The 24,626-nt window shown below is 48.3% G+C and carries 22 protein-coding genes; 20 read left to right on the top strand and 2 right to left on the bottom strand.

Translation table 11 applies throughout. From position 1 onward, the window contains the following. Window position 1 precedes the first annotated feature (1 nt). The 20 genes from nuoI (at window position 2) to menE (ending at window position 21,864) form a co-directional block, all read left to right on the top strand. Complete coding sequence (nuoI, locus tag YWE_RS0108705) at window positions 2-544, top strand: NADH-quinone oxidoreductase subunit NuoI (protein ID WP_029094173.1); 543 nt, start codon at window positions 2-4, stop codon at window positions 542-544. Between the two features lie 11 nt (window positions 545-555). Next, entirely contained in the window at window positions 556-1,116 is a 561-nt protein-coding gene (gene nuoJ, locus YWE_RS0108700) for an NADH-quinone oxidoreductase subunit J (protein WP_029094172.1), read from the top strand. Beyond that, entirely contained in the window at window positions 1,113-1,415 is a 303-nt protein-coding gene (gene nuoK / locus YWE_RS0108695; protein ID WP_029094171.1) for an NADH-quinone oxidoreductase subunit NuoK, read from the top strand. The genes nuoJ and nuoK overlap by 4 nt, the downstream gene beginning before the upstream one ends. Beyond that, window positions 1,412-3,259, top strand: a complete 1,848-nt coding sequence (gene nuoL, locus YWE_RS0108690; protein WP_029094170.1) for an NADH-quinone oxidoreductase subunit L — start codon at window positions 1,412-1,414, stop codon at window positions 3,257-3,259. Before nuoK ends, nuoL begins: the two co-directional genes overlap by 4 nt. Window positions 3,260-3,332: 73 nt before the next feature. Then, window positions 3,333-4,862 carry an NADH-quinone oxidoreductase subunit M gene (gene nuoM / locus YWE_RS0108685; protein ID WP_029094169.1) on the top strand — a complete coding sequence of 510 codons (1,530 nt, stop codon included), beginning with the start codon at window positions 3,333-3,335 and terminating at the stop codon, window positions 4,860-4,862. Window positions 4,863-4,868: 6 nt separating this feature from the next. Further along, entirely contained in the window at window positions 4,869-6,326 is a 1,458-nt protein-coding gene (gene nuoN / locus YWE_RS0108680; protein WP_029094168.1) for an NADH-quinone oxidoreductase subunit NuoN, read from the top strand. Window positions 6,327-6,466: 140 nt separating this feature from the next. After that, on the top strand, window positions 6,467-7,786 hold the full coding sequence (gene menF / locus YWE_RS0108675) for an isochorismate synthase MenF (RefSeq protein WP_029094167.1): 1,320 nt from the start codon (window positions 6,467-6,469) through the stop codon (window positions 7,784-7,786). A 99-nt stretch (window positions 7,787-7,885) separates the two neighbouring features. Further along, window positions 7,886-8,353, top strand: a complete 468-nt coding sequence (locus YWE_RS0108670) for a methyltransferase family protein (protein WP_036015512.1) — start codon at window positions 7,886-7,888, stop codon at window positions 8,351-8,353. 266 nt (window positions 8,354-8,619) lie between these two features. Further along, on the top strand, window positions 8,620-10,026 hold the full coding sequence (locus YWE_RS0108665; protein WP_036015509.1) for an MFS transporter: 1,407 nt from the start codon (window positions 8,620-8,622) through the stop codon (window positions 10,024-10,026). Between the two features lie 140 nt (window positions 10,027-10,166). Beyond that, window positions 10,167-11,195, top strand: a complete 1,029-nt coding sequence (locus tag YWE_RS0108660; protein ID WP_084167028.1) for a LacI family DNA-binding transcriptional regulator — start codon at window positions 10,167-10,169, stop codon at window positions 11,193-11,195. Window positions 11,196-11,203: 8 nt separating this feature from the next. Beyond that, window positions 11,204-12,187 (top strand): nucleoside hydrolase, encoded by a 984-nt coding sequence (locus YWE_RS0108655; protein ID WP_029094163.1) that lies wholly within the window; start codon window positions 11,204-11,206, stop codon window positions 12,185-12,187. A 135-nt stretch (window positions 12,188-12,322) separates the two neighbouring features. Beyond that, window positions 12,323-13,945 carry a Na/Pi cotransporter family protein gene (locus YWE_RS0108650; protein ID WP_029094162.1) on the top strand — a complete coding sequence of 541 codons (1,623 nt, stop codon included), beginning with the start codon at window positions 12,323-12,325 and terminating at the stop codon, window positions 13,943-13,945. Window positions 13,946-14,286: 341 nt separating this feature from the next. Continuing rightward, window positions 14,287-14,892 (top strand): YebB family permuted papain-like enzyme, encoded by a 606-nt coding sequence (locus YWE_RS26950; protein ID WP_051323258.1) that lies wholly within the window; start codon window positions 14,287-14,289, stop codon window positions 14,890-14,892. Between the two features lie 16 nt (window positions 14,893-14,908). Continuing rightward, window positions 14,909-15,445, top strand: coding sequence for a DUF4303 domain-containing protein (locus tag YWE_RS26945; RefSeq protein WP_051323257.1), 537 nt, complete (start codon window positions 14,909-14,911; stop codon window positions 15,443-15,445). An 86-nt stretch (window positions 15,446-15,531) separates the two neighbouring features. Then, complete coding sequence (locus YWE_RS0108635) at window positions 15,532-15,993, top strand: hypothetical protein (protein WP_029094161.1); 462 nt, start codon at window positions 15,532-15,534, stop codon at window positions 15,991-15,993. 190 nt (window positions 15,994-16,183) lie between these two features. Further along, the gene (gene menD / locus YWE_RS0108630) at window positions 16,184-17,857 is read left to right on the top strand and encodes a 2-succinyl-5-enolpyruvyl-6-hydroxy-3-cyclohexene-1-carboxylic-acid synthase (RefSeq protein ID WP_029094160.1); all 1,674 of its coding nucleotides are present in this window, start codon (window positions 16,184-16,186) and stop codon (window positions 17,855-17,857) included. Then, entirely contained in the window at window positions 17,857-18,645 is a 789-nt protein-coding gene (menH, locus tag YWE_RS0108625) for a 2-succinyl-6-hydroxy-2,4-cyclohexadiene-1-carboxylate synthase (protein WP_029094159.1), read from the top strand. The genes menD and menH overlap by 1 nt, the downstream gene beginning before the upstream one ends. Window positions 18,646-18,647: 2 nt before the next feature. After that, complete coding sequence (menB, locus tag YWE_RS0108620; protein ID WP_029094158.1) at window positions 18,648-19,505, top strand: 1,4-dihydroxy-2-naphthoyl-CoA synthase; 858 nt, start codon at window positions 18,648-18,650, stop codon at window positions 19,503-19,505. After that, window positions 19,505-20,476: an o-succinylbenzoate synthase gene (gene menC / locus YWE_RS0108615; protein ID WP_029094157.1), complete on the top strand. Its 972-nt coding sequence runs from the start codon at window positions 19,505-19,507 to the stop codon at window positions 20,474-20,476. Before menB ends, menC begins: the two co-directional genes overlap by 1 nt. Then, complete coding sequence (menE, locus tag YWE_RS0108610; protein WP_029094156.1) at window positions 20,464-21,864, top strand: o-succinylbenzoate--CoA ligase; 1,401 nt, start codon at window positions 20,464-20,466, stop codon at window positions 21,862-21,864. Before menC ends, menE begins: the two co-directional genes overlap by 13 nt. A gap of 214 nt (window positions 21,865-22,078) precedes the next feature. Here menE and pabB read toward each other — a convergent pair whose 3' ends face one another. Both pabB and YWE_RS0108600 read right to left on the bottom strand, forming a co-directional pair. Beyond that, on the bottom strand, window positions 22,079-23,806 hold the full coding sequence (pabB, locus tag YWE_RS0108605; RefSeq protein WP_051323256.1) for an aminodeoxychorismate synthase component I: 1,728 nt from the start codon (window positions 23,804-23,806) through the stop codon (window positions 22,079-22,081). A gap of 1 nt (window position 23,807) precedes the next feature. Next, window positions 23,808-24,389, bottom strand: coding sequence for an anthranilate synthase component II (locus YWE_RS0108600; RefSeq protein WP_029094154.1), 582 nt, complete (start codon window positions 24,387-24,389; stop codon window positions 23,808-23,810). Window positions 24,390-24,626 lie beyond the last annotated feature (237 nt).

Raw genomic sequence — 24,626 nt, 5'->3', positions numbered from 1 at the left:
CATGACGTTAAAAGAGTTAGTGGTTGGCTTTGGAACCCAACTGCGCAGTCTTTGGATTACCTTCTTACACGCTTTCCATAAGCGTGATACCAGAATGTATCCGGATGTTCCTATTTATGTACCGCCTCGTTACCGTGGCCGTATCGTTCTAACCCGCGATCCTGACGGCGAAGAGCGTTGTGTAGCCTGTAACCTGTGTGCCGTTGCTTGCCCTGTTGGCTGTATCTCTTTACAGAAAGCAGAAATGCAGGATGGCCGTTGGTATCCGGAGTTTTTCCGCATTAACTTCTCACGCTGTATTTTCTGCGGCATGTGTGAAGAGGCTTGTCCGACAACGGCGATTCAGTTAACGCCTGATTTTGAAATGGCTGATTTTAAGCGACAGGATCTGGTGTACGAAAAAGAAGATTTACTGATCTCCGGCCCGGGTAAATACCCTGAATATAGCTTCTACCGTATGTCCGGTATGTCTATTGATGGTAAAGCCAAAGGCGAAGCGGAAAACGAATCTAAACCGATTGACCTCAAAGGTCTATTACCCTAAAGGAGCTGAACGTGGTAGTTGCATTTTATATTTCAGCGGCCATCGCCATTTTGGCAACGCTAAGGGTGATAAGCCATACCAATCCGGTACACGCATTACTCTATTTAATCGTGTCGCTGCTTGCGATTTCCGGCGTGTTTTTCTCGCTGGGCGCTTACTTTGCCGGTGCGCTTGAGATTATCGTATATGCCGGTGCCATCATGGTACTGTTCGTTTTCGTAGTCATGATGCTCAATCTGGGTAACTCAGTGACTGAGCAAGAGCGTGAATGGCTAAAACCGAGCATCTGGATTGGTCCTTCCGTACTCTGCTTAATTCTGTTAATTATTCTTTGTGTGGCTATTTTCAGCGTTTCCGGTAGCGGAAATATGATCAGCGGTGAGATGGTGGATGCAAAACGGGTGGGTGTTAGCCTGTTTGGTCCTTACGTTCTTGCGGTTGAGCTGGCTTCAATGCTGCTGCTGGCCGGTATTGTGGTTGCGTACCATTTAGGGCGCGAAAACAAGAGTGCCGATGCTCAGAGCAATAAAGAAAGCATCAAAGAGAGTAACAAAGCGGAGGAACAAGCATGATCCCATTGGAACATGGTCTGATTCTGGCAGCGATTTTGTTTGTGCTGGGGCTGACCGGACTGCTGATTCGCCGTAATTTGTTATTTATGCTGATCAGCTTAGAAATCATGATTAACGCCGCAGCGTTGGCGTTTGTAGTGGCGGGTAGCTTTTGGCAACAGCCGGATGGGCAAGTGATGTACATTCTGGTTATTAGCCTTGCAGCAGCAGAAGCCAGTATTGGCCTTGCTCTGTTGCTACAGCTTCATCGTCGTCGTCAAACCCTGAATATTGACTCTGTCAGTGAGATGCGCGGATGAACCAGAACCTATTATATCTAACTATTTTGCTACCGCTGCTGGGCTTTTTATTGCTGGCATTCTCTCGTGGCCGCTGGTCTGAAAATACCTCTGCGACCGTTGGTGTTGGCTCTATTGGTCTGGCTGCATTAGTCACAGCGTGGATAGTTTATGGCTTCGTGACTCAGGGCAATGATGCTGAGGTTTCTAAGCAAGTGCTTTGGAACTGGATGACGGTTGATACTTTCAATATCAGCGTAACCTTAACGCTGGATAGCCTGTCCGCCACTATGTTATCCGTGGTCGTCGGTGTGGGTTTCTTAATCCACCTGTATGCGTCATGGTACATGCGTGGAGAAGAAGGCTATTCCCGTTTCTTTGCTTACACTAACCTGTTTATTGCCAGCATGGTTGTCTTGGTTTTAGCTGACAACTTATTGCTAATGTATCTGGGTTGGGAAGGGGTAGGGCTGTGTAGCTACCTGTTAATCGGATTCTACTATACCAATCCGAAGAACGGTGCTGCGGCAATGAAAGCCTTTATCGTGACCCGCGTTGGTGACGTATTCTTAGCGATCGGTCTGTTTATCCTTTATACCGAACTGGGCACGCTGGATATTCGTACGCTAATGGAACTTGCTCCGCAGAAATTTGCCGTTGGTTCAACGGCGATGAACTGGGCGACCTTGATGTTACTGGGTGGTGCAGTGGGTAAATCAGCACAGCTACCGTTACAAACGTGGTTAGCCGATGCGATGGCTGGCCCTACGCCAGTCTCTGCGCTGATCCATGCCGCAACCATGGTAACCGCGGGCGTCTATCTGATTGCCCGTACTAATGGTCTGTTCCTGTTGACCCCGGAAGTGTTAAATCTGGTCGGGGTTATCGGCGGTGTGACGTTATTGCTGGCTGGCTTTGCTGCACTGGTTCAAACCGATATCAAACGTGTGCTTGCTTATTCGACCATGAGTCAGTTGGGCTATATGTTCCTGGCTCTGGGCGTTCAGGCATGGGATGCGGCCATTTTCCACTTAATGACCCATGCATTCTTTAAGGCTCTGCTGTTCCTTTCTTCCGGTTCAGTGATTTTGGCCTGTCACCACGAGCAAAATATCTTCAAGATGGGCGGACTTCGTAACAAGATCCCGCTGGTGTATGTTTGCTTCCTGGTCGGCGGTGCTGCCTTATCAGCCTTACCAATGGTAACCTCTGGCTTCTTCAGTAAAGATAAAATCTTATTTGAAGCTTATGCATCGGGTCATTTTAATCTGATGATGGCGGGCTTAGTCGGTGCATTCCTGACTTCGCTGTATACCTTCCGCATGATCTTTATCGTGTTCCATGGTGAAGCGAAAACTGAAGCGCATTCCGTTGGTGGTATTGCTCATAACTTACCGTTAATCGTGCTGTTAGTTTTATCGACTACTTTGGGTGCTTTCATTGCTCTACCGCTGAACGGTGTTCTACCTGTTCGTCAGTTTGGTGAAGAAGGCAAACTCATGCTTGAGGCAATTTCCGGTGCTATCGCAATTGCAGGTATCTTACTGGCGGCGGCCCTGTATCTGGGCAAACGTCAACTGGTTACCAGTATTGCACAAAGCGCTCCGGGCAAATTGCTCTCTACCTGGTGGTATAACGCGTGGGGCTTTGACTGGTTATATGACAAAGTATTCGTCAAACCTTATCTGGCCATTGCCAAGTTATTACGACGCGATCCACTGAACTCACTGATGAACGTTACTGCGATAGTGACTCGTATGAGTAACCGAACGCTAGCAGTCAGTGAAAATGGGCTATTACGCTGGTATGTGGCGTCGATGGCTTTGGGTGCAGTGGTCGTATTGGCTCTGTTGTTGTTGGTTTAACTGAATAACTTAAAATGAAAGCTTCTAAAGCTTATTCGAATAAAGTTTATTCAAATAAAGGACATAAAACGCCATGCTACTACCTTGGCTAATTCTTTTACCCTTTATCGGCGGTTTTCTTTGCTGGCCGAGTGAGCGCTTAGGTACAAAAGTGCCTCGCTGGATTGCATTGATAGCAATGGGGCTAACGCTGATTCTGTCTCTCTATCTGTGGATGGCGAGCGGATTTACCTATTCTGCTCCGAAGTCTTTGTGGCTGAGTTCATTCTCAGTGGATTGGATCCCAAGCCTTGGCATTAAGATCTCTCTGGCACTGGACGGCTTATCACTGCTGATGGTGGTATTAACCGCATTCTTAGGCGTGCTGGCTATTCTCTGTTCATGGACAGAGAATCAGCGTTCACAGGGGTTCTTCCATTTGAACCTGCTGTGGATTCTGGGCGGCGTGATGGGCGTGTTCCTGGCAATGGACCTGTTCCTGTTCTTCTTCTTCTGGGAGATGATGCTGGTTCCAATGTACTTCCTGATTGCTCTGTGGGGACACAAAGCGTCAGATGGTAAAACCAGAATTACTGCAGCGACTAAGTTCTTCATTTATACCCAGTCAAGTGGCTTGATCATGCTGATCGCCATCATAGCCTTGGTCTTTGCACACTACCAAAGTACCGGTGTTTTAACCTTCGGTTATACCGACCTGCTGAATACTGAAATGCCATATGGCGTACAGTATGCGATCATGCTGGGCTTCTTTATTGCCTTTGCGGTGAAAATGCCGGTAGTTCCATTACATGGCTGGTTACCGGATGCCCACAGTCAGGCACCAACGGCAGGTTCCGTTGACCTTGCGGGTATTCTGTTAAAAACTGCGGCCTACGGTATGTTACGTTTCTGTCTGCCGCTGTTCCCTGAAACGTCTCAGGCTTTTGCTCCAATCGCTATGTGGTTAGGCATCGTCGGTATTTTCTACGGCGCTTGGATGGCCTTTGTTCAGACTGATATTAAACGCCTTATCGCATATACCAGCGTATCCCACATGGGCTTCGTGATGATTGCGATTTACAGCGGTAATCTGCTGGCTTATCAAGGTGCTGTGGTGCAGATGATTGCCCACGGCCTGTCGGCTGCCGGTATGTTTATTATCTGTGGTCAGCTGTACGAGCGTCTGCATACTCGGGATATGCGTCAGATGGGTGGCCTGTGGAAACGCATCCGCTATCTGCCGGCGCTGTCATTGTTCTTTGCAGTGGCAACCTTGGGTATGCCGGGAACCGGTAACTTCGTCGGTGAGTTCATGATTCTGTTCGGAAGCTATAGCGTAGTGCCTGTCATTACCGTTATTGCCACCTTTGGTCTGGTATTCGCATCAATCTACTCACTGATTATGATGCAGCGCGCTTACTATGGTGCGCCTAAGTCCGATACCCCCATTGCCGGCATGAATCTTCGTGAACTGCTTATGGTAATGCTGTTGGTAGTGCTGTTAATTCTGTTAGGCGTTTACCCTCAGCCGATTCTGGATACGTCTTATTCAGCTGTTAGCACCATCCAGAAATGGTTTAGCGCAGCGGCTCCCGTTTATCCAGAAATGTCTATAGGAATGTAAATCGCCATGACTTTAACTGCACAACATATGATCGCTCTGTTACCGCTGTTAATCGTTGGATTGACTGTGGTAATCGTGATGCTGTCCATTGCGTGGCGACGCGACCACTTCATTAATGCAACCATTGCGGTTATCGGCCTCAACGTTGCACTGCTCTCGCTATTTTTTGTCGGGCAGCAGCCTCCGATGGATGTGACTCCGCTACTTCGGGTGGATGGATTTTCTTCTTTCTTTACCGGGCTTGTGCTTCTGGCCAGTCTGGCAACCTGTACCTTTGCTTACCCATGGTTAAACGGCTATCCGGATAATAAAGAAGAGTTTTATCTTTTAGTCCTGATCGCTGCTCTGGGCGGCGTAGTGTTAGCCAGTGCTAACCATTTAGCTTCACTGTTTATTGGCCTTGAGCTGATTTCATTGCCGCTATTTGGCTTAGTTGGCTATGCTTATCGCCAGCGCCGGTCACTGGAAGCTGCAATTAAGTACATGTTACTGTCAGCCGCAGCATCGTCCTTCTTACTGTTCGGTATGGCATTACTGTACGCAGGAACCGGTGGCTTATCATTTGCTACCCTGGGACAGAGTATGGGGGATGCTTCATTGCATCAGCCTTTACTGCTTGCCGGTCTGGGTATGATGTTAGTCGGCTTTGGTTTTAAACTGTCGTTGGTACCATTCCAGCTATGGACGCCGGACGTTTATCAGGGTGCGCCTGCTCCGGTATCAACCTTTTTAGCTACTGCCAGTAAAATTGCTATCTTCGGTGTTTTGGTGCGCATGTTCCTGTATGCGCCGGTCGCTGACAGTGAATCAGTTCGTTTGGTTCTGGGTGTGATCGCATTCTGTTCTATTCTGTTTGGTAACGTTATGGCGATCAGCCAGAGCAACATTAAGCGTATGCTGGGTTACTCTTCGATTGCTCACCTTGGCTATTTGCTGGTTGCGTTAATTGCCGTTCAAAGCCATACCGCACTGTCGATTGAAAGCGTTAATGTGTATCTGGCCGGTTATCTGTTTGCTAGTCTGGGAGCGTTTGGCGTAGTCAGCCTGATGTCCAGCCCATACATTGGTCCTGATGCTGAATCACTGTTCTCTTATCGCGGGCTATTCTGGCATAAGCCAATTTTGTCTGCGGTATTAACCGTTATGATGCTTTCGCTGGCTGGTATACCAATGACCTTAGGCTTTATCGGTAAGTTCTACGTTATTGCTATTGGTGTCAGCTCTGAGCTGTGGTGGTTAACCGGCGCAGTCGTTGTTGGTAGTGCGATTGGCTTATATTACTACCTGAGAGTGATGGTGAGCCTGTATCTGAGCGCGCCTAAACAGCTACGTCGTGATACTCCGGGTAACTGGGCGCTGACTGCAGGTGGTGTTGTGGTTCTGTTGTCTGCTATTGCAGTTGTGTTCTTTGGTCTGTATCCGGAGCCATTGATTGCGCTAGTGAAGCACGCGTTACCGATGTAATCTTCGATAAGATTGACTCAATGAAATACCGGCCGGTGGTCGGTATTTTTTTACCTGTTTTTCAACCCAATCCGCCGTATAATCCGAACCCTGAGTTTTATAGAAAATTTTATAGTTAGTTTTTTGGACGAGAGGTGGTAGTGAAGCAAATTTCTGAACTGGTAAAGCAACTGCATCAGCGCTTACAAGACGTTGCTCGTCCGGGTCCAGGTAGGGAGCGTATTTCTATCCCGCTAACGCTTCAACAACGCTCCTCATTATTGAGCTGGCTGGCCGCCCAGTCGATTTTTCCTCAGTTTTACTGGCGTCAGCGCGATGACCTTGAGGAAGCTGCGGTGTGCGGCGAAGTTGTTCGTTTTAGCGACGCGGAGTCTGCTCATCAGTTTTTGGTGAGTAATAACGTCGCTGATATGCGTATCTGGGGATTAAATACGTTCGATCAGGTTGAGATTCCGTCGGCCGATACGCCAAAAAGTGCGCTATTTTTACCACGAATTGAATTACTGCGCGACGGTGGCGGAGAGCATTTGGTGGTTAATTTGTATAGCGAAACGTCGTTAGCTGAAGATGTTTGTCTGGCTCGTCAGAGTCTTGCCCAACTGACTCCCGGCAAGCCATTGGCTGCGGTAAACGTAAAAGTTAATGCGGTTAAGCATCAGCCGGATAAGCAGGGGTGGTGTTCACTATTAGGGCTGGCGCTGGATGCCATTCTCAATAAACAGTTTGAAAAAGTGGTGCTGGCCCGCCGCTCCACGTTATCTCTTGATGAGCCATTGAATCCTGCTGCATTTCTTAACGCCAGTGAAAAAGTAAACCATCACTGCTTCCATTTTATGATGAGAATGGATGACAGCCGGGCATTCTTAGGTTCCTCTCCTGAATGTTTGTTCTTAAGAATCGGCAATCAACTTAAAACTGAAGCCTTAGCCGGAACGGTTTCAGGTTCGCCTGATAATCAAAAGGCAAAAGAGCTGGGTGACTGGTTAATGCAGGACAAGAAAAACCAGCATGAGAATCTCTTAGTTGTCGATGATATCTGTCAGCGTCTGCAGGGGGGAACCTTAGCCATAGACGTTTTGCCGGCCGAGATCGTTCGCCTGCGTAAGGTGCAGCATTTGCGTCGTAGTATTCATGCTGAACTTGCCACGGCCGATGATGCGGATAGTTTACAGCGTCTGCAGCCGACGGCTGCCGTTGCCGGGCTTCCTCGGGAACCGGCTCGCCAGTTTATTTTGCATGAGGAACCTTTTACCCGTGGTTGGTATGCCGGTTCTGCTGGATATTTGTCGCTCAATCAGACTGAATTTGCCGTTTCACTGCGTTCCGCTTTGGTGGAAGGTAATAATATCCATCTGTATGCCGGTGCCGGTATCGTTGCAGGCTCCGATCCTGAACAGGAATGGTTAGAGATAGAAAATAAGGCAGCGGGATTAAGAACGCTGCTGGAACTGGATGAGTAATTAACCGGATGCCAGGCTTTAGGGCCTGTGCTTCTCTTGCCATAGCTTAAAGGTTACAAACTATCTGGGGCATGTATCTGAATTGAAGGAGCTAAGAATATGACATTTTCAAGGCTTGAGCGGCTTATCCCACCTGTTATTGTTTTTGCCTTTTCAATACTGCTTATTTGGCTGTTAAATTTTCTTTTTCCAATGGCATATACCGAAACGGCTATCACCCGGTTGGTTTGTGCCCTGTCTTTTTTGGCCGCCGGCGTTATCGGCGTTTTAAGCCTGATGGCTTTCTTTAAAGCCGGTACTACGGTAAACCCAGTAAAAGTGAATACCGCCACTACGTTGGTTGATACCGGTCTTTATGCCTACTCTCGTAATCCGATGTATCTGGCGCTTGCGCTGCTGTTGATCAGCTTCAGTGCTTATCTGGTTAATCCTTTAGGCATTTTAGGCGTCGCATTCTTTGTCTGCTTTATTACCCTGTTTCAGATTATTCCTGAAGAAAGGGCGCTGATGGATATTTTTGGTGAACGATATCAGCGTTACTGCCAGCGTGTACGCCGCTGGATATAGCATCCTATCCCTTTTGTCTGACTCTGCTTATTGAGTTATCTGCCGACGACAACTTTCATCATTCTGTCATAAATTGTGATCATACTCTAAATCTACGCGCGTTGATTTGATCTATCTACGCGGGTAGATAAAATCTAAACCATACGATGATCTTAAATAAATGTGTGTGTGGTGGTAGTGATAGGTATCGGCGTGTCGTGATTTTTGTCGTATGCCGAATACGGTGTCTCAGGTGATTAATAGTGATTAATCCAAGGAATATTGTAATGACGATAATAAATAATCCGGAATCAACCGGTTCAGCTACAACAGAAATGTTGGCAGCAGAAGAACGCTTAGTGACTAAAGAAGGGCGAAAGGATTTCTGGCGTGCAACGTTCTCATGCTGGTTAGGGACAACCATGGAGTATGCCGACTTCGCTTTATATGGTCTGGCGGCGGGTATTATTTTTGGTGATGTGTTTTTCCCCGAGGCAACGCCTATCGTTGCCTTGATCTCTAGCTTTGCGACCTATTCCGTCGGGTTTGTTGCCCGACCTATCGGAGCGCTGCTGTTCGGTTGGTTAGGCGATCGTAAAGGTCGTAAGGTTGTTATGGTAACGACCATTACCATGATGGGGCTATCGACTACCCTTATTGGTGCTATTCCGAGCTATGCGTCAATTGGTCTGTGGGCACCGGGATGTCTGGCTTTTTTACGATTTATGCAAGGGTTGGGGGCCGGGGCAGAGCTTTCCGGTGGGGCAGTAATGTTAGGGGAATATGCTCCGGCAGAGAAGCGTGGTCTGGTTTCTTCTATTATTGCACTCGGTTCTAACAGCGGTACTTTACTGGCTGCTTTAGTGTGGCTGATTGTCCTGCAAATGGATAAAGAAACCTTGCTGGCATGGGGATGGAGAATTCCATTTTTATCCAGCATCGTGATTGCCGCGGTTGCGCTGTTTATTCGTCGTAATATGCGGGAAACGCCGGTGTTTGAGCGTCAGAAAAAGGTACTGGAAGAACAGCGGCGTTTAGCCCTTGAACAAGGCCGCAAGCACGTTGCTGAGGTTGATACCCGCAGCTTCTGGAAACGGACTAAAGCGTTCTGGATCATGGTTGGCTTACGCATCGGTGAAAACGGACCTTCATATCTGGCTCAAGGTTTTATTATCGGCTATGTCGCTAAAGTGTTAATGATTGATAAGTCAGTACCGACTATGGCGGTATTTATCGCCTCGGTGCTGGGTTTTTTAATTATTCCGCTGGCAGGGTATTTATCAGACCGATTCGGCCGCCGTATTACCTATCGCTGGTTCTGCCTGTTATTAGTGTTGTATGCGTTCCCGGCCTTTATGCTGCTGGATACCCGTGAGCCGGTGTTGGTCATTGGTACTATTATCGTGGGCATGGGGTTGGCCTCATTAGGAATCTTCGGCGTACAGGCTGCGTGGGGCGTTGAGCTGTTTGGTGTGACTAACCGCTACAGTAAAATGGCGTTTGCTAAAGAGCTTGGTTCTATTTTATCCGGTGGTACGGCGCCACTGCTGGCTTCGGTGATGCTGTCTTATGCCGGACACTGGTGGCCGATTGCAACGTATTTCGTCTTTATGGCAGGTATCGGGTTGGTAACCACTTTCTTTGCGCCGGAGACGCGCGGGCGCGACCTTAACCTGCCGGATGATGCGATATAATAAATTAACCGACAGAGATTCCCGACAAAAGGCTAAGGGATTAGCCTGGTCGGGTGTTATTTTATTCAAGGTCCTATATTGTATAAAAAATTTGAGTCCGGATTATCAATATCTGTCTTGCAGATTAAGTGGGTCGCACTGTGTCGAATTTACATTGTCGTCGGGTAACACGTTCTGATGTCGCGCGGGAAGCCGGAACGTCGGTCGCGGTTGTTAGCTATGTGATCAATAACGGCCCGCGTCCGGTCGCTCCAACAACCAGAGAGCGGGTGCTGGAGGCCATAAAAAAAACCGGCTATCGTCCGAATGGTATTGCCCGGGCTCTGGCATCTGGTACCACTCGAACCTACGGGTTAGTGGTGCCTAATATTTCTAACCCGTTTATCTCGTCAATGGCCCATGCTTTACAACAAGAGGCTTTTGCACATGGTCAGGTGTTATTGTTGGGGGATGCAGGAGACGATCGGCAGCGAGAGCTGGAACTGATCAATAATCTGCTCCATCGTCAGGTCGACGGCCTGCTATATACCAGCGTTGATCGCCATCCTTATATTGAACTGATTCAAGCCAGCGGTACGCCTTGTGTAATGTTAGACCGGGTAGATGCGGGATTGAATGTCAGCGCTATCAGGGTTGATGAACAGGCGGCTGCTTTTCAGGCAACCCAACATCTGATTGAACATGGCTATCGTGATATTGCGATTATCTGTGGGCCTGAAGAGATGCTTAATACTCAGGATCGGCTTAGCGGTTGGCGCCAAGCCTTATTGCAGGCCGGGCTGGAAGTGCGGAATGAATGGATATTCCCAACGACCTATACTCGTGAAGGCGGGTATCTGGCAACGCAACAAATGCTGAAAGGCCGATTGCCCCGAGCGTTATTTGCAACCAGTGAGCTTCAGGCTTTTGGTTGCCTCAGAGCATTGTCTGAACAAAATATTTCGGTACCGGGCCAACTGGCACTGGTTTGTTTTAACGGTACCGTTGAGTCTGAATACAACGTTCCGTCGTTAACCGCGGTGCGCCAGCCGGTAACCATGATGGCTAAGGCGGCGATTGAAATGCTTAAAAACGGCAACGGCTCTTGCTGCGTGCAGGAGTTTGCTTTTGATTTACAGGTGGGCGAATCCTGTGGTTGTTCGCCTGAACGGAATAAACTGAAAAGATAATTTATATTATGCGTTTAATTATTGATTGCGATCCGGGAAATGGCGTAGCGGGTGCTAATGTTGATGACGGTCTGGCGCTGGCGCTAGCGATAGCGGCACCACAAATTAACCTTGAGTTGATCACTACCGTTTCGGGTAATACGCCAAGCGAAGTTGGTTTCTCGGTTGCCCATACGCTAGTTAAACGTTTAGGGCTGGATATTCCTATCCGACGCGGTGCGTCGCAGGCGTTAATCGAGCCTCCTGCGCCATGGCGGGATAAGCTGGACAATGGAGTAGAGCGAAATGGCTTAACGACCTTATGGCAGGACGTCCCGGCACCGAAGATGGCAAAACATGAAGCCCCGATGGCAGCTCATGCTATCGGTGAGCTTATCTGTAATAACCCCGGTGAGATTACGCTGGTGGCTATCGGTCCGTTGACCAATATTGCTCATGCCATTCAGCTTTATCCTGATTTAGCCAAGTCGGTGGCTGAAATTGCTATTATGGGCGGCGTATTTAACGTTGACGGCTATATTAAAGATACTAATTTTGGCGTCGATCCTGAAGCAGCTCATGTGGTTTTGACTAGCGGTGCTAATATTACCTTGGTGCCGATGGATGCAACTACGCAAACTCAAATGGTTCATCAAGATCTTGACCGGATAGCGGCGATAAACTCGCCTTTGAGCGCCTATCTGACTGAAACCATTCGCCCGTGGATTAACTATTCAATGCAAACCCGTAATCTGCCGGGGTGTTGGATCCATGATGCGCTGGTGGTGGCTTGGTTATTAGATAACAGCGTAGCAACAACGTCGAGCCTGTTTGTTGATGTCGTTCTGGAGGGTAAACTGGCCCGTGGGACAACGTGGGGATGCGATCCTGACAATTTACGTTTGGACGTTGGTATTCCGCGACCAGAGGGCAGACCAGTTAAGATGTTAAAAGACGTTGATAATAAGAAGTTGCTTGATATTATCTATTTTCATCTGAGCCATTTTCACTAGTTAAAAATTTTCGGTATATCAGCATGGTATGCCGGTTATTTCGATCTTTTAATTGTATAGGCCGGTTAATTATTAGTCGTAAAATTATTCAACGGCACGGGCGGTTTATTTGTCGTTGAATCACAGGAACTTGTTATGTTGACGTTACTTCATCTGCTATCTTCGGTGGCCCTGCTAGTGTGGGGGACCCATATCGTTCGTACTGGAATTATGCGCGTGTATGGGAGCGACCTGCGCAGGGTATTAAGCGCCAGCATGCAGAAGAAAGGGCAAGCGTTTATAGCAGGGATCGGTGTTACGGCGCTGGTTCAGAGTAGCAATGCCACCGCGTTACTGGTGATCTCTTTTGTCTCTCAAGGGTTGATTTCACTCTCTCCCGGGCTAGTGATGTTACTCGGTGCTGATGTCGGTACCGCCCTGATGGCCCGGGTTCTGACCTTCGATCTTTCATGGTTATCGCCGGTATTAATCTTATTTGGTGTTATTACCTTTCTGAGTCAGCGTAAAAGTCGTATTGGCCAGATGGGGCGGGTTGGTATTGGGCTTGGTTTAATTATCCTTGCCTTACAACTGATTGTAGCATCGGCAGAACCGATAACTCAGGCTTCAGCGGTACAGGTAGTATTCTCATCGCTGGCGGGCGATGTGATATTGGCATTACTGATTGGTGCGCTGTTTGCGATGATCAGTTATTCCAGCCTGGCTGCGGTTCTATTAACGGCTACATTAGCGGCGACCGGCTTGGTGCCACTGTATATTGCACTGTGTATTGTTATTGGTTCTAATTTAGGTAGTGGTTTCTTGGCGCTAATGAGCAGCCGGGGACAGGGGGCAATCTCTCGCCGCTTGGTTCTGGGAAGCCTGCTATTTAAGATTATCGGTTGCCTGCTGGTGGTACCGTGGATTGGCTCGCTGAGTGAATGGATTAAACAGTTTTCTTTTCGCGCAGATGAAGTGGTGATCTATTTCCACGTCCTTTATAACCTGATTCGCTGTCTGTTGATGCTGCCGTTAGTGGAGCCGATGGCCCGTTTAACCACGCGGGTGATATCTGATGACTCCTCGGCCACGGCAGAGCTGGCTCCGCGTTATCTTGACACCACCGCACTGGACACCCCGTCACTGGCGCTGTCTAACACGGTGCGTGAAACCTTGCGTTTAGGCGATGCTATCGGGCAAATGTTATTACGCTTTAACGACGTAATGAAAGGTGATAGCCAGCAAAAACGCGAAGTTAATCATCTTGAAGACAAGGTAGATATGCTGTTTGGCGCGATCAAACTTTATCTTTCCCGTATTCAGCAGGACACATTGAGTGAAGAAGATTCACGCCGTTGGGCTGAGATTATTGATACTGCGGTTAACCTTGAACAGGCCGGTAACATTATTGAACGCATGACCTCTGACGTCGCGGCAAAATCCCTCAACGCTCGCCGGTCGTTTTCGGTTGAAGGGGCTGAAGAGCTACAAACGCAATATGAAAGATTGATTAAGAATTTGGATTTATCCATGTCGGTATTTCTGACCGGCGATCTTGATAATGCTAAGCGGCTGCGTCGGGCAAAACATCGCTTTCGTCTATTAGGGCAACGCTATTCACACGCTCACGTTGACCGTTTACATCAACAAAATATTCAAAGTATGGAAACCAGTTCACTGCATATGGGGCTTTTAGCCGATATGACACGTTTAAACTCTCTGTTCTGTTCGGTTGCTTACTATATGTTAGAAATCGATGAAAATGAGCGAATGGACTGATTATTGACTTAATAACAGTTAGTTTTGTTTTTCTAAATGAGCTTCGCCAGAGTTCTTGGGCAGCCAAAAGCTGCTCTTTCAATAATTCTAAGATGTTTTCTTAACATCAATATCCCGGACTAACGTTTTAATCCTCGGGATTCACTTCTCTTTATAAGGCGGAGATTATAGCCGCCAGCCCTCGTATTTAAGGCGTTTCCTGTATAGATAATTGGTGGAACCGATAGATATGTCAGCCAGAGTAAAGGTTTGTCGTAGCTATTGATTCACTCACTTGCGTTGGTTAATTTATAAAAAATTCGCAACCTCCAATAACAATGAATATGAATAAGGGAATGTATATGAGCTTTGGTTATCCGGTAGCGTATGAAGTGGGTGATGTCGTTTTTACCAGTATCGGTAATTTACTATTTCGTCAGGTTTCGGCTGCATCTGCGTGTTGGAGTAATCATGTTGGAATAATTATTGGTCATGACGGTGAAGATTACATCGTGGCTGAAAGCAAAGTGCCACTATCTCAGACTACGACGTTAAAGAAATTTATTGAGCGTTCCGTTGATGGTCGTTATGGCATTCGTCGCCTCAGCGGCGGGCTAACTGACGAGCAAAAGCAGGCTATCGTTGAACAGGTGCCTGGGCGGTTAAAAGTGCTATACCACACCGGTTTTAAGTATGAATCGCCTCGTCAGTTCTGTTCTAAATTTGTGTTTGATATCTATCGTGACGCGTTATCAATACCTGTCGGTAAGGTTGAAACCTTTGACACCTTATTAAGCAACAATCCTCAAGCCCGATTACAGTTCTGGCATTTGTGGTTCCTGGGCTCGATTCCGTGGGAACGTAAAACGGTGACCCCGGCTAGCATGTGGTTTTATCCTGAGTTGATCTCGGTATTTAATAGTCATCCTGATGCTACGGAGACTAAGCCAGACTGGTATAACCATTAATATTGATGAGAAAACGATGGAAAGTTTAAGAAGTTATCATGAAGAGTCCGCTGCAAACATTTTGTCTTTTGTTCGGCAGCGGGTTGATGAATTCACGCGAGAGCACCAGAATGAAGTTTTTTCTGGTTTTGCCTTTGACTGCAATGTTTATGAAGGCGTTGAACTGAATTTATGTTTTACCACTAACGGGCACTTAACTGATATTTTGCATTATTATCAAACGGGTGAGTATCAGAAATATTACCTGTCTGAAGAAGGCATTTTAGGCTTAAAATATAATACCGGCGACTGGATGTATCAGTGTTTTAGCTGCATGAACTGCATTGAAGATCATACCTATTCTTATTTTCGTACCGATGAGCAAGGTAAGCATACTTACTGGATGGAGTTGCTATCTCAGGTTATGGTGGATTTTCTGGCGACGCCTGAATATGCAGCAATTAATAAATCAGATGATTTTAGCGTACTGGTTTATGATCATGATGAAGATGCTGAAGTCAGTGAGAAACGGTTGATGAAGATTAGCCCCAATCCGGTTTTTATTCTTAATTAAGCTCATCAGATAAGGGAATAACGAAAATCGCTTTGCACTGTGATTAACGCTATAGTTTGTTTAGTTATCACAATGAGAGCTCAGGGATGAAAATGATTAACCGAGTATTGAAGGTGTTGCTTAAGCCTTGGTGTGTAAGCCTCTTACTGATTGTATGGTTTATTCTATTTTCCTCTGATGTGACTCTGTCCGGCTATTTCAATGAGACTTTTTTCTATTACCTCTCTAAAACGATAAGATTATTAGTTCCGGTTATTTTTGTGGCGTATATGTTTTGTGACGTTTACAGAAATATCAAATATCGATGGGTTCTGTATCTCACGATTTTCACTTCATTAGCGGTGTCCTATTGGGTGGTTGATCTACAGCTGACTTATAACATCAATGGGGAATTTTGCCTCAATAAGCAAACCTCGCCCTGCCAGTGGGATAATTATAAACTGGCCCAGCAGGCCGGTTTGATATTTATGCTGGCGATAGTGATGCAGCTTGTGATGCTTAAGGTTATTCAGCTGTTGTGCTCGGTGTATACCAAAATAGTAAAATAGTATTTCTCTTCCCGTTCTGTGTTGTATTTACTTATAAATCAACGTGTTTATCAACGCGTTTCTATAGCTTCTCTATATGCCTCTTTCGATTTATTGTCGACGCCCGTCGGTTGGTGTACCATAGTACTTAATAACTGATTCTATTTTTCAGTAAAATCAATCAATTAAGTTTGTCTTCGGTGGGTTCACCATGTCAATTAGTGTGTTTAACCGCCGCTGGGCGGCCGTGTTATTAGAAACATTAACCCGCCACGGGGTTCAGCATATCTGTATTGCACCGGGTTCCCGGTCTACGTCTCTGACATTAGAAGCTGCGGCTAACGCTAAAATCACCTGTCATACTCATTTTGATGAGCGCGGCCTTGGCCATTTGGCTTTAGGCTTAGCTAAAGTTACCGGTCAACCGGTAGCGGTCATTGTGACTTCAGGTACCGCCGTTGCTAACCTCTATCCGGCACTTATCGAAGCCAGTCTGACGGGGGAACGTTTGGTATTACTGACCGCCGATCGGCCACCCGAGCTGATTGACTGCGGCGCTAATCAGGCTATTCGTCAGGACGGAATATTTTCCCACCACCCGACAGTGACGCTCTCCCTACCTCGCCCGACGCCTGATATCTCGGCGTCATGGCTGGCCTCAACGCTTGACCATGCTATGTCCCGCCTTGAGCAGGGCGCTCTACATGTGAATTGCCCGTTTGCTGAACCTCTGTATGGCGGCGATGCTGCCGCTTATGCCGCATGGTCTGATGAACTGGGGGACTGGTGGCAAGGGGGTAACCACTGGCTAAGCGCTGGCAGTGAAAAGCGCGCTTTGCCGCAGCGCGATTGGCCTCAATGGCAGCGTCGTCGTGGCGTGGTCATTGCCGCCAGAATGAGCGCTGAACAGGGTAAACAAGTTGCTCAGTGGGCTGAAACCCTAGGCTGGCCTTTATTAGGGGATGTACTGTCGAGTTCCGGTCAGCCTTTGCCCTGTGCCGATCTTTGGCTAAATAACCCTCAGGCTCAGCGGTTACTCGCACAGGCTGAAATTGTGATTCAATTTGGCGGGAGTTTGACCGGTAAGCGTATGCTTCAGTGGCAGGCTAAGTGTAAACCGCTGGAATACTGGCTGATTGACCATATTGAAGGCCGAGGGGATCCGGCTAATCATCGTGGCCGGCGTTTAGTCTCTGATATCAGCCACTGGTTAGCACTTCATCCGGCAGAAAAACGTCAACCATGGGCAGCCCAATTAACGGAATTATCCCGCAAGGCACAGCAGCACGCGATCGACGCCTTGAGCTCAATCTTCGGTGAAGCTCAATTAGCCAGCCGCCTGGCTCAGCTGTTACCGGAAAATGGCCTATTTTTTGCCGGCAATAGCCTGATTGTACGGTTGATTGATGCGCTGGGGCAGTTGCCGGCCGGCTATCCGGTGTATAGCAATCGCGGAGCCAGCGGTATTGATGGGTTGCTCTCTACCGCAGCCGGCGTTCAGCGCGGGGCTAAGCGACCCATGCTGGCAGTGGTGGGGGATATCTCTGCGCTGTACGATTTAAATGGGCTGACTTTGATCGGTCAATGTACTGCTCCAACGGTGCTTATCGTGGTTAATAATAATGGTGGATCGATCTTTTCGTTACTGCCCACGCCGGAAGCAGAGAGAGAACGTTTTTATCGTATGCCTCACCAGCTCAATTTTGAGCATGCCGCAGCGATGTTTGGTTTAGACTATGCCAGCCCGCACGACTGGGATAGCCTGCTGGATATTGTTCAGCAGCGCTGGCATCAACAGGGGGTTTTATTGCTGGAACTGAAGGTTGCTCCTCATGACGGTGCCGAAACCCTGCGTCGTTTAGTTAATGATGCGGCGGCATTCTGATGTTAGCGGCAAAATGTTATCCTGCGTCAGACGATAATCAACGGCACAAACCCTGGTTGGTCTTTATCCATGGCCTATTGGGCAGCGGGGACGATTGGGCTGGCATATTGCCTTATTTCAGCCAATGGTCTTGTATTACGTTAGATTTACCCGGGCACGGTGAGTCGCAGTCTATTGCCGGTAAAGATGCGTTTAATATTCTGAGCCAGCAGATTAGTGAAACGCTATTAGCCTATAATATTAGCCACTACATCTTAGTTGGCTACTCGCTGGGCGGGCGCAGTGCGATGTATCATGCCTGCTTAGGGGACAGTTCCGGTCTCAAGGGATTAGTGATTGAAGGGGGCAACCCGGGGCTTGTCTCTTCGCAAGCGCGTCAGGCTCGTTTAGAGCACGATCGCCACTGGGCCGATAAGTTTCGCAGCCAGCCGTTAGCTGAAGTATTGGAACAATGGTATCACCAGCCGGTTTTCGCCGGGCTTAGCGATAAGGCTCGTCAACGGCTGATTGAGCGCCGTTGCCAAAATAGCGGCAGTGCCATTGCCCATATGCTGGAAGCTACGTCTCTGGGCCATCAGCCTTGGCTGGTTGAACAAATTCAACAATTAGTGAAACGCAGAAATCTGCCTTTTTGTTATCTATGTGGTGAGCAGGATGCTAAATTTCAGCAAATTGCTCATGAGAATTTTTTACCGCTGCACACCATCAGTGCTGCGGGCCATAATGCACACTCAGAAAATCCGGCGGGATTCTCTGAACGGTTGCTTTCATTTTTAAAGGAATGTTAATCATGCTTTATCCAAGTGAACAAGAACTGTACGCTCCGATTGAATGGCTGGATTGCTCTGAAGGTTATCAGGATATTCGTTATCACAAGTCAGCTGACGGCATCGCTAAAATCACCATCAACCGTCCGGAAGTGCGTAACGCATTTCGTCCGGTAACGGTTAAAGAGATGATTCAGGCGCTGGCCGATGCTCGCTATGATGACAATATCGGTACTATTATTCTGACCGGTGAAGGTGAAAAAGCGTTCTGTTCAGGCGGCGACCAAAAAGTGCGCGGTGACTACGGCGGCTATCAGGATGACAGCGGCGTGCATCACCTTAACGTATTAGATTTCCAGCGCCAGATCCGTACCTGTCCTAAGCCTATTGTTGCGATGGTTGCCGGTTATTCTATTGGTGGCGGTCACGTATTACATATGATGTGTGACCTGACCGTGGCAGCAGAAAACGCTATTTTTGGCCAGACCGGACCTAAAGTCGGTTCGTTTGACGGCGGCTGGGGTGCTTCTTATATGGCTCGGATCGTTGGTCAAAAGAAAGCGCGCGAAATCTGGTTCCTGTGCCGTCAGTACAATGCTAAAGAGGCCTTAGATATGGGGCTGGTTAACACCGTGGTACCCGTTGCTGATTTAGAAAAAGAGACCGTGCGCTGGTGTCGTGAAATGCTGCAAAACAGCCCGATGGCGCTGCGTTGCCTCAAAGCTTCACTGAATGCTGATTGCGACGGTCAGGCCGGTCTGCAAGAGCTGGCGGGTAATGCCACCATGCTGTTCTATATGACTGACGAAGGTCAGGAAGGACGCAATGCATTTAATGAAAAACGTCAGCCGGACTTCAGCAAATTTAAGCGTAATCCATAATGCGTAAAGTCGAACTTTATCGCTTTAGCCTGCCGATGGAGGCAGGCGTTATTCTGCGTAACCAGCGACTGAAAACCCGTGACGGGCTATTGGTGTGTCTGACTCAGGATGGCAAACAGGGATGGGGTGAGATTTCACCTCTGCCGGAGTTTTCTCATGAAACTTTGGACGAGGCTGAAGAGGCGACGTTAGGCTGGTTGCACAGTTGGGTTACCGGGGATCAGGCTTTTGAAAGCGCGCTGCCTTCGGTCGCTTTTGGTACCAGTTGTGCTCTGGCTGAGCTGGACGGACGCTTGCCTGAAACAGCAGACTACCGCAAGGCACCGCTGTGTAATGGCGATCCTGATGAGCTGTTTGCCGTACTGGGTGCGATGCCGGGTGAGAAAGTTGCCAAGGTTAAAGTCGGCATGTATGAAGCGGTCAGGGACGGCATGATCGTTAATCTGCTGCTTGAAGCTATTCCTGACCTGAAGCTACGACTGGATGCTAATCGTAGCTGGACCAGAGCGAAAGCTGACGGATTTGCTAAATACGTGATGCCCGAGTTCCGCTCACGCATTGAGTTTCTGGAAGAGCCGTGTAAAACCCGTGATGAATCCCGTGAGTTTGCCCGTGAAACCGGTATTGCTATTGCGTGGGATGAAAGCGTGCGCGAAGCGGACTTTATTGTTCAGGCGGAGCCGGGCGTTTCAGCCATTGTGATTAAGCCGACGCTGGTGGGTAGCATTCAGCGCTGCCATTCACTGATCCAGCAGGCGCACAATGCAGGGTTGAAGGCTGTGATCAGTTCATCTATCGAGACCAGCTTAGGGTTGACGCAGTTGGCTAGAATGGCCGCGTGGCTAACGCCGGATGCTATTCCGGGACTGGATACCTTATCGCTAATGCAGTCTCAGTTAGTCCGTCAATGGCCAGACAGTGATTTACCGCTGACTGAGGTCGATTCACTGGACGTGGTATGGCGCCGTTAGGTTCTCAGGCCTTTAGTGACTGGCCGTGGCAATACTGGGCAACAGAGCGCCCGGATGCTACGGCTATTATCCGAGGGCAACAAGCGGTTAGCTGGCGTCAACTGATTGGTGAAGTTAATTCAGTCAGCGCCGGTTTTTATCGTAGCGGTGTGCGCTGCGGTGATGGTGTGGCGCTGCGCGGTAAGAATAGTCCGGAATTTTTAGTGGCTTACCTTGCGGTACTTCAGCTTGGCGCTCGGGTTTTACCGCTTAACCCTCAGTTACCTGTTTCGCTACAGGCTCAGCTTTTTCCTCTGCTAAATATTGATTTTGTCTGGTGTACTCAGAATACAGAATGGCCGGCGGATATTGTGTCGTTATCTTATCAGACGACTTTCAATGATGCAGTTATAGCCAATGCTATCGCATCATGGCCGTCTGAGCAGGGCGTAACCATGACGCTGACTTCCGGGTCAAGCGGATTGCCTAAAGCCGTTGTCCATCGCGTTGAGGCTCATTTGGCTAATGCCTGCGGGCTACTGCAGATGATGCAGTTTGATGCACAAGACCGCTGGCTACTCTCGCTGCCACTATTTCATGTCTCTGGTCAGGGGGTACTGTGGCGCTGGTTGCTCAAAGGTGCCACGCTGGTTCAGCGGGATATGCATCCGTTGGCCGACGCCCTGTCTGGCTGTACCCATGCGTCTTTAGTTCCTACTCAACTATGGCGATTGCTGGAACACTCTTCTGATGGTTTAGCGCTGAAGCAGGTGCTACTCGGCGGCGCAGCTATTCCGGTTGAGTTGACTGACCGGGCTGCCCGACAGGGTATTTCTTGTTGGTGCGGCTATGGTATGACAGAGATGGCTTCAACGGTATGTGCTAAACGGGCCAATCAAACCTCAGGCGTTGGTATTCCTCTGCCGGGCCGGGAAATGCGTATTGTCGATCAAGAGATCTGGTTGCGCGGCAGTGGCCAGGCATCCGGCTACTGGCGTAACGGAAAGATTCAGCCGTTTACCGATGTTGATAGCTGGTTCCATACTCGAGACCGCGGGGAGTGGCGAGACGGGGAACTGCATATATTCGGCCGAATGGATAACCTGTTTTTTAGCGGTGGCGAAGGCATTCAGCCGGAAGATATTGAGCGAGTGTTAGTTAATCATCCTCAGGTTGATCAGGTATTTGTTGTGCCGGTTGATGATATTGAATTCGGGCAACGCCCGGTGGCGGTGATTGATACCGGCGTTGAACTGGATCTGGCCCAGCTGTCCGGCTGGCTGCAGGGCCGAATTGCTAAGTTCCAAATTCCGGATGCTTTCTATCTGCTGCCGGCGGAGCTAAAAAATGGCGGTATTAAAATTTCGCGGCTGGCCGTAAGGGAATGGGTAAGGAAGAATCATCAATAGATTTAGGTGAATGGGGCAATAATATCGTCCTTGTCCTTGTCCTTGTCCTTGTCCTTGTCCTTGTCCTTGTCCTTGTCCTTGCCGTAGGGTCGTTATCCCGTTGAAAAACGGGATCCAGCAGTTGACCTTAAATCCCTGACCTGACCTTACGAGACCAAGGCTAAAGGCCAAATTCAAAGTCTGATTCTCGTTTTTCAACTACGCCTCAATCGCTTTACTTCTCCCCATCCCACTCCACATCTCGCCAGCCTCTGACGCTATTAATAAAGCCAATTTTCTCGGCTCTGCTTAGCATATCTCGTCTCAGTACAGCCTCTGCAATTTTTCCTGTGGCCAACAAGGCTTCACGTTCTGTTCCAGCCAGTAATCCGCAGGATAGGGCGGGCGTTAACCATTGACCGTCGATCAGTAATACTACGTTTCCATTGACGAATTCGGTGATTTCATCCCGCTGGTTATACATTAGGCATTCATGGTGTAAGGTGACTTTAGGATAGTGATCCCGTAGCGTTGTTTTATGATACAGCAAGCGGTTATGGCTATTGACCGGGGCTTCAGCCCATGAAGCGGTAAGGGATTGATCCAACGGCGTAATGATTTCACCGTTCAGGGTGATATCCCCGGTCTGACTTAGCAACAGGCGAACTTTCCATAATTGGTCAGGATGCGCTTTTGCAAATTCCTCCAGCCGTTTCATCACATGATTAAGCTGAAATGAAAAGTTAAAGTATCGGGCAGAAGCCGCAAGCCGATTGAGATGGAGTTCAGCCAGATGATAACTTCCTTCGCGTAACAACAGACTTTCCAGCAGCTGTGAAGGGAGGTCTATCTTGCGCAGAATCGCTGCTTTATCCAGCACTTCCTGATATTCATCTTCGGCAGTTGAGTCCCAGGTAATTCCACCACCGACGCCATAGCGGGCTCTATTTTTAACGCTATCAACCATCAAAGTACGAATGGGTACGTTAAACAGAGCCTCTTTGTCCGGTGTAAAATAGCCAATAGCGCCGCAGTATACCTCTCTGGCCTGAGGTTCTAATTCAGCAATTAGCTTCATTGTGCTGGCTTTTGGGGCCCCGGTAATCGAACCGCAGGGGAATAGTGCTCGGAAAATATCCGTTAGCCGGGTTTCTGGTCGGGTTTGCGCCGTAATGGTCGACGTGAGTTGCCAGACGGTGGGGTATTGCTCAGCGCTGAATAACTTTTCAACGTTTACCGTTCCGGCTTGTGCCACCTGACTGATGTCATTACGCAGCAGGTCAACGATCATCACGTTTTCTGCCCGATCTTTCTCTGACGCCAGTAGCCGGTCTCTGCGGACTAAATCATCCTGTGAACTGGTCCCTCTTTCGGCGGTTCCCTTCATTGGCTTAGCGGTAAGCGTCCCCTGATGCCAATGAAAGAACAGCTCGGGGGAGGCTGATAAAATTTTGAATCTGTCGGTATCCAGATAAGCCGCATAGTGAGCTTGCTGAACATTAAGCAGATAGCGATAGACATCATAGCAATGAGCCGATGAGCTCTGGTTGAAATCTGTTTCCAGCCGGATGGTGTAATTTGTCTGGTAGGTATTACCGGCCTCAATTTCAGCTTTAATTCGCTGAATTGCCTGCTGGTACTGGTCGATCGTTGTTTGAGGTTGCCATTCCTCCAGTGCAATAGGCTGAGGTGCCGGTTCGTTTGCCGCGTCAATCCGCTTAATAGAATGATAAATACCGAACCACAGCAGCGGCATCTCTCCCTGTGCAGGCGTTTGGTAGTAAGGTTGGAAAGCGCCGGCGGCTTCATAAGATAGATAACCGGCCGCGTAGAAACCTTGTTCTACGGCTTGTTCAACTTCAGCCAATTTAGCGATGACTTGTGTAAGCTGAGAGGTCTGAATAATCTTTACCGGATGTTCAAACAACCGAGTTTCATTATTGAAATCAAAACGCAAAGTCATATCAGATTGGCTCATCGGTATAGGTCACTAAGAATTGTTTTAGCATCTGTAATCCGCCTTCGGTAAGAATGGCTTCCGGATGGAACTGAACCCCTTCAATAGCCAATGTTTTATGGCGAATGGCCATGATGACGCCATCATCAGAAGTTGCAGAGATATCAAACATGGTCGGCAGCGTTTTAGCATCGATCATCAGGGAATGATAGCGGGTAACCCGTAGCGGCTGAGCTAAACCGTTGAACAGCGTTTTCCCATCGTGGTGTATAAACGCCGTTTTACCGTGAACCGGCGCCGGGCCTTTAATAATGTTAGCGCCAAAAGCCTGAGCAATCGATTGATGACCAAGACAGACGCCAAGTAAGGGGATCTTTCCGGCGAACTGCTTGATAACCTCTAAGGTTATACCTGCGTCGTCCGGTGTACCGGGCCCCGGTGATAACACCATGGCCGATGGCGCAATGTCACTAATCTGTTGAACGCTTAGCTCATCGTTTTTTATGATATTTACATCTGCCCCGGACTGTCGAAGATAGTCGAGCAAGATGTAGCTAAATGAGTCGTAATTATCAATCAATAGAATCATGGAAAAGGCTTTTACCGGCTTGCTTAAAGGCTAACAAATCTGAGGTCAGCATTTTAGCTGATTAATTCTGTTTTGGCGTCGCTTTCGTCCGTCACAGCGGTGTTGGCATTGTATAACTATATAGCAGTGATTGATGGCATTAGGTGAAAGTAAATAAAAATGCCCGCATCGGTTAAGAGTACAGGCATGGTATTGATACCCTTAATACTTCAAATTGCACCTAACTCACCTGCAATT

The organism is Budvicia aquatica DSM 5075 = ATCC 35567, from assembly GCF_000427805.1.
Classification (GTDB): domain Bacteria; phylum Pseudomonadota; class Gammaproteobacteria; order Enterobacterales; family Enterobacteriaceae; genus Budvicia; species Budvicia aquatica.
Note: the sequence above shows the minus strand (reverse complement) of the source record. Positions and strands in the feature narration are given on the sequence as shown.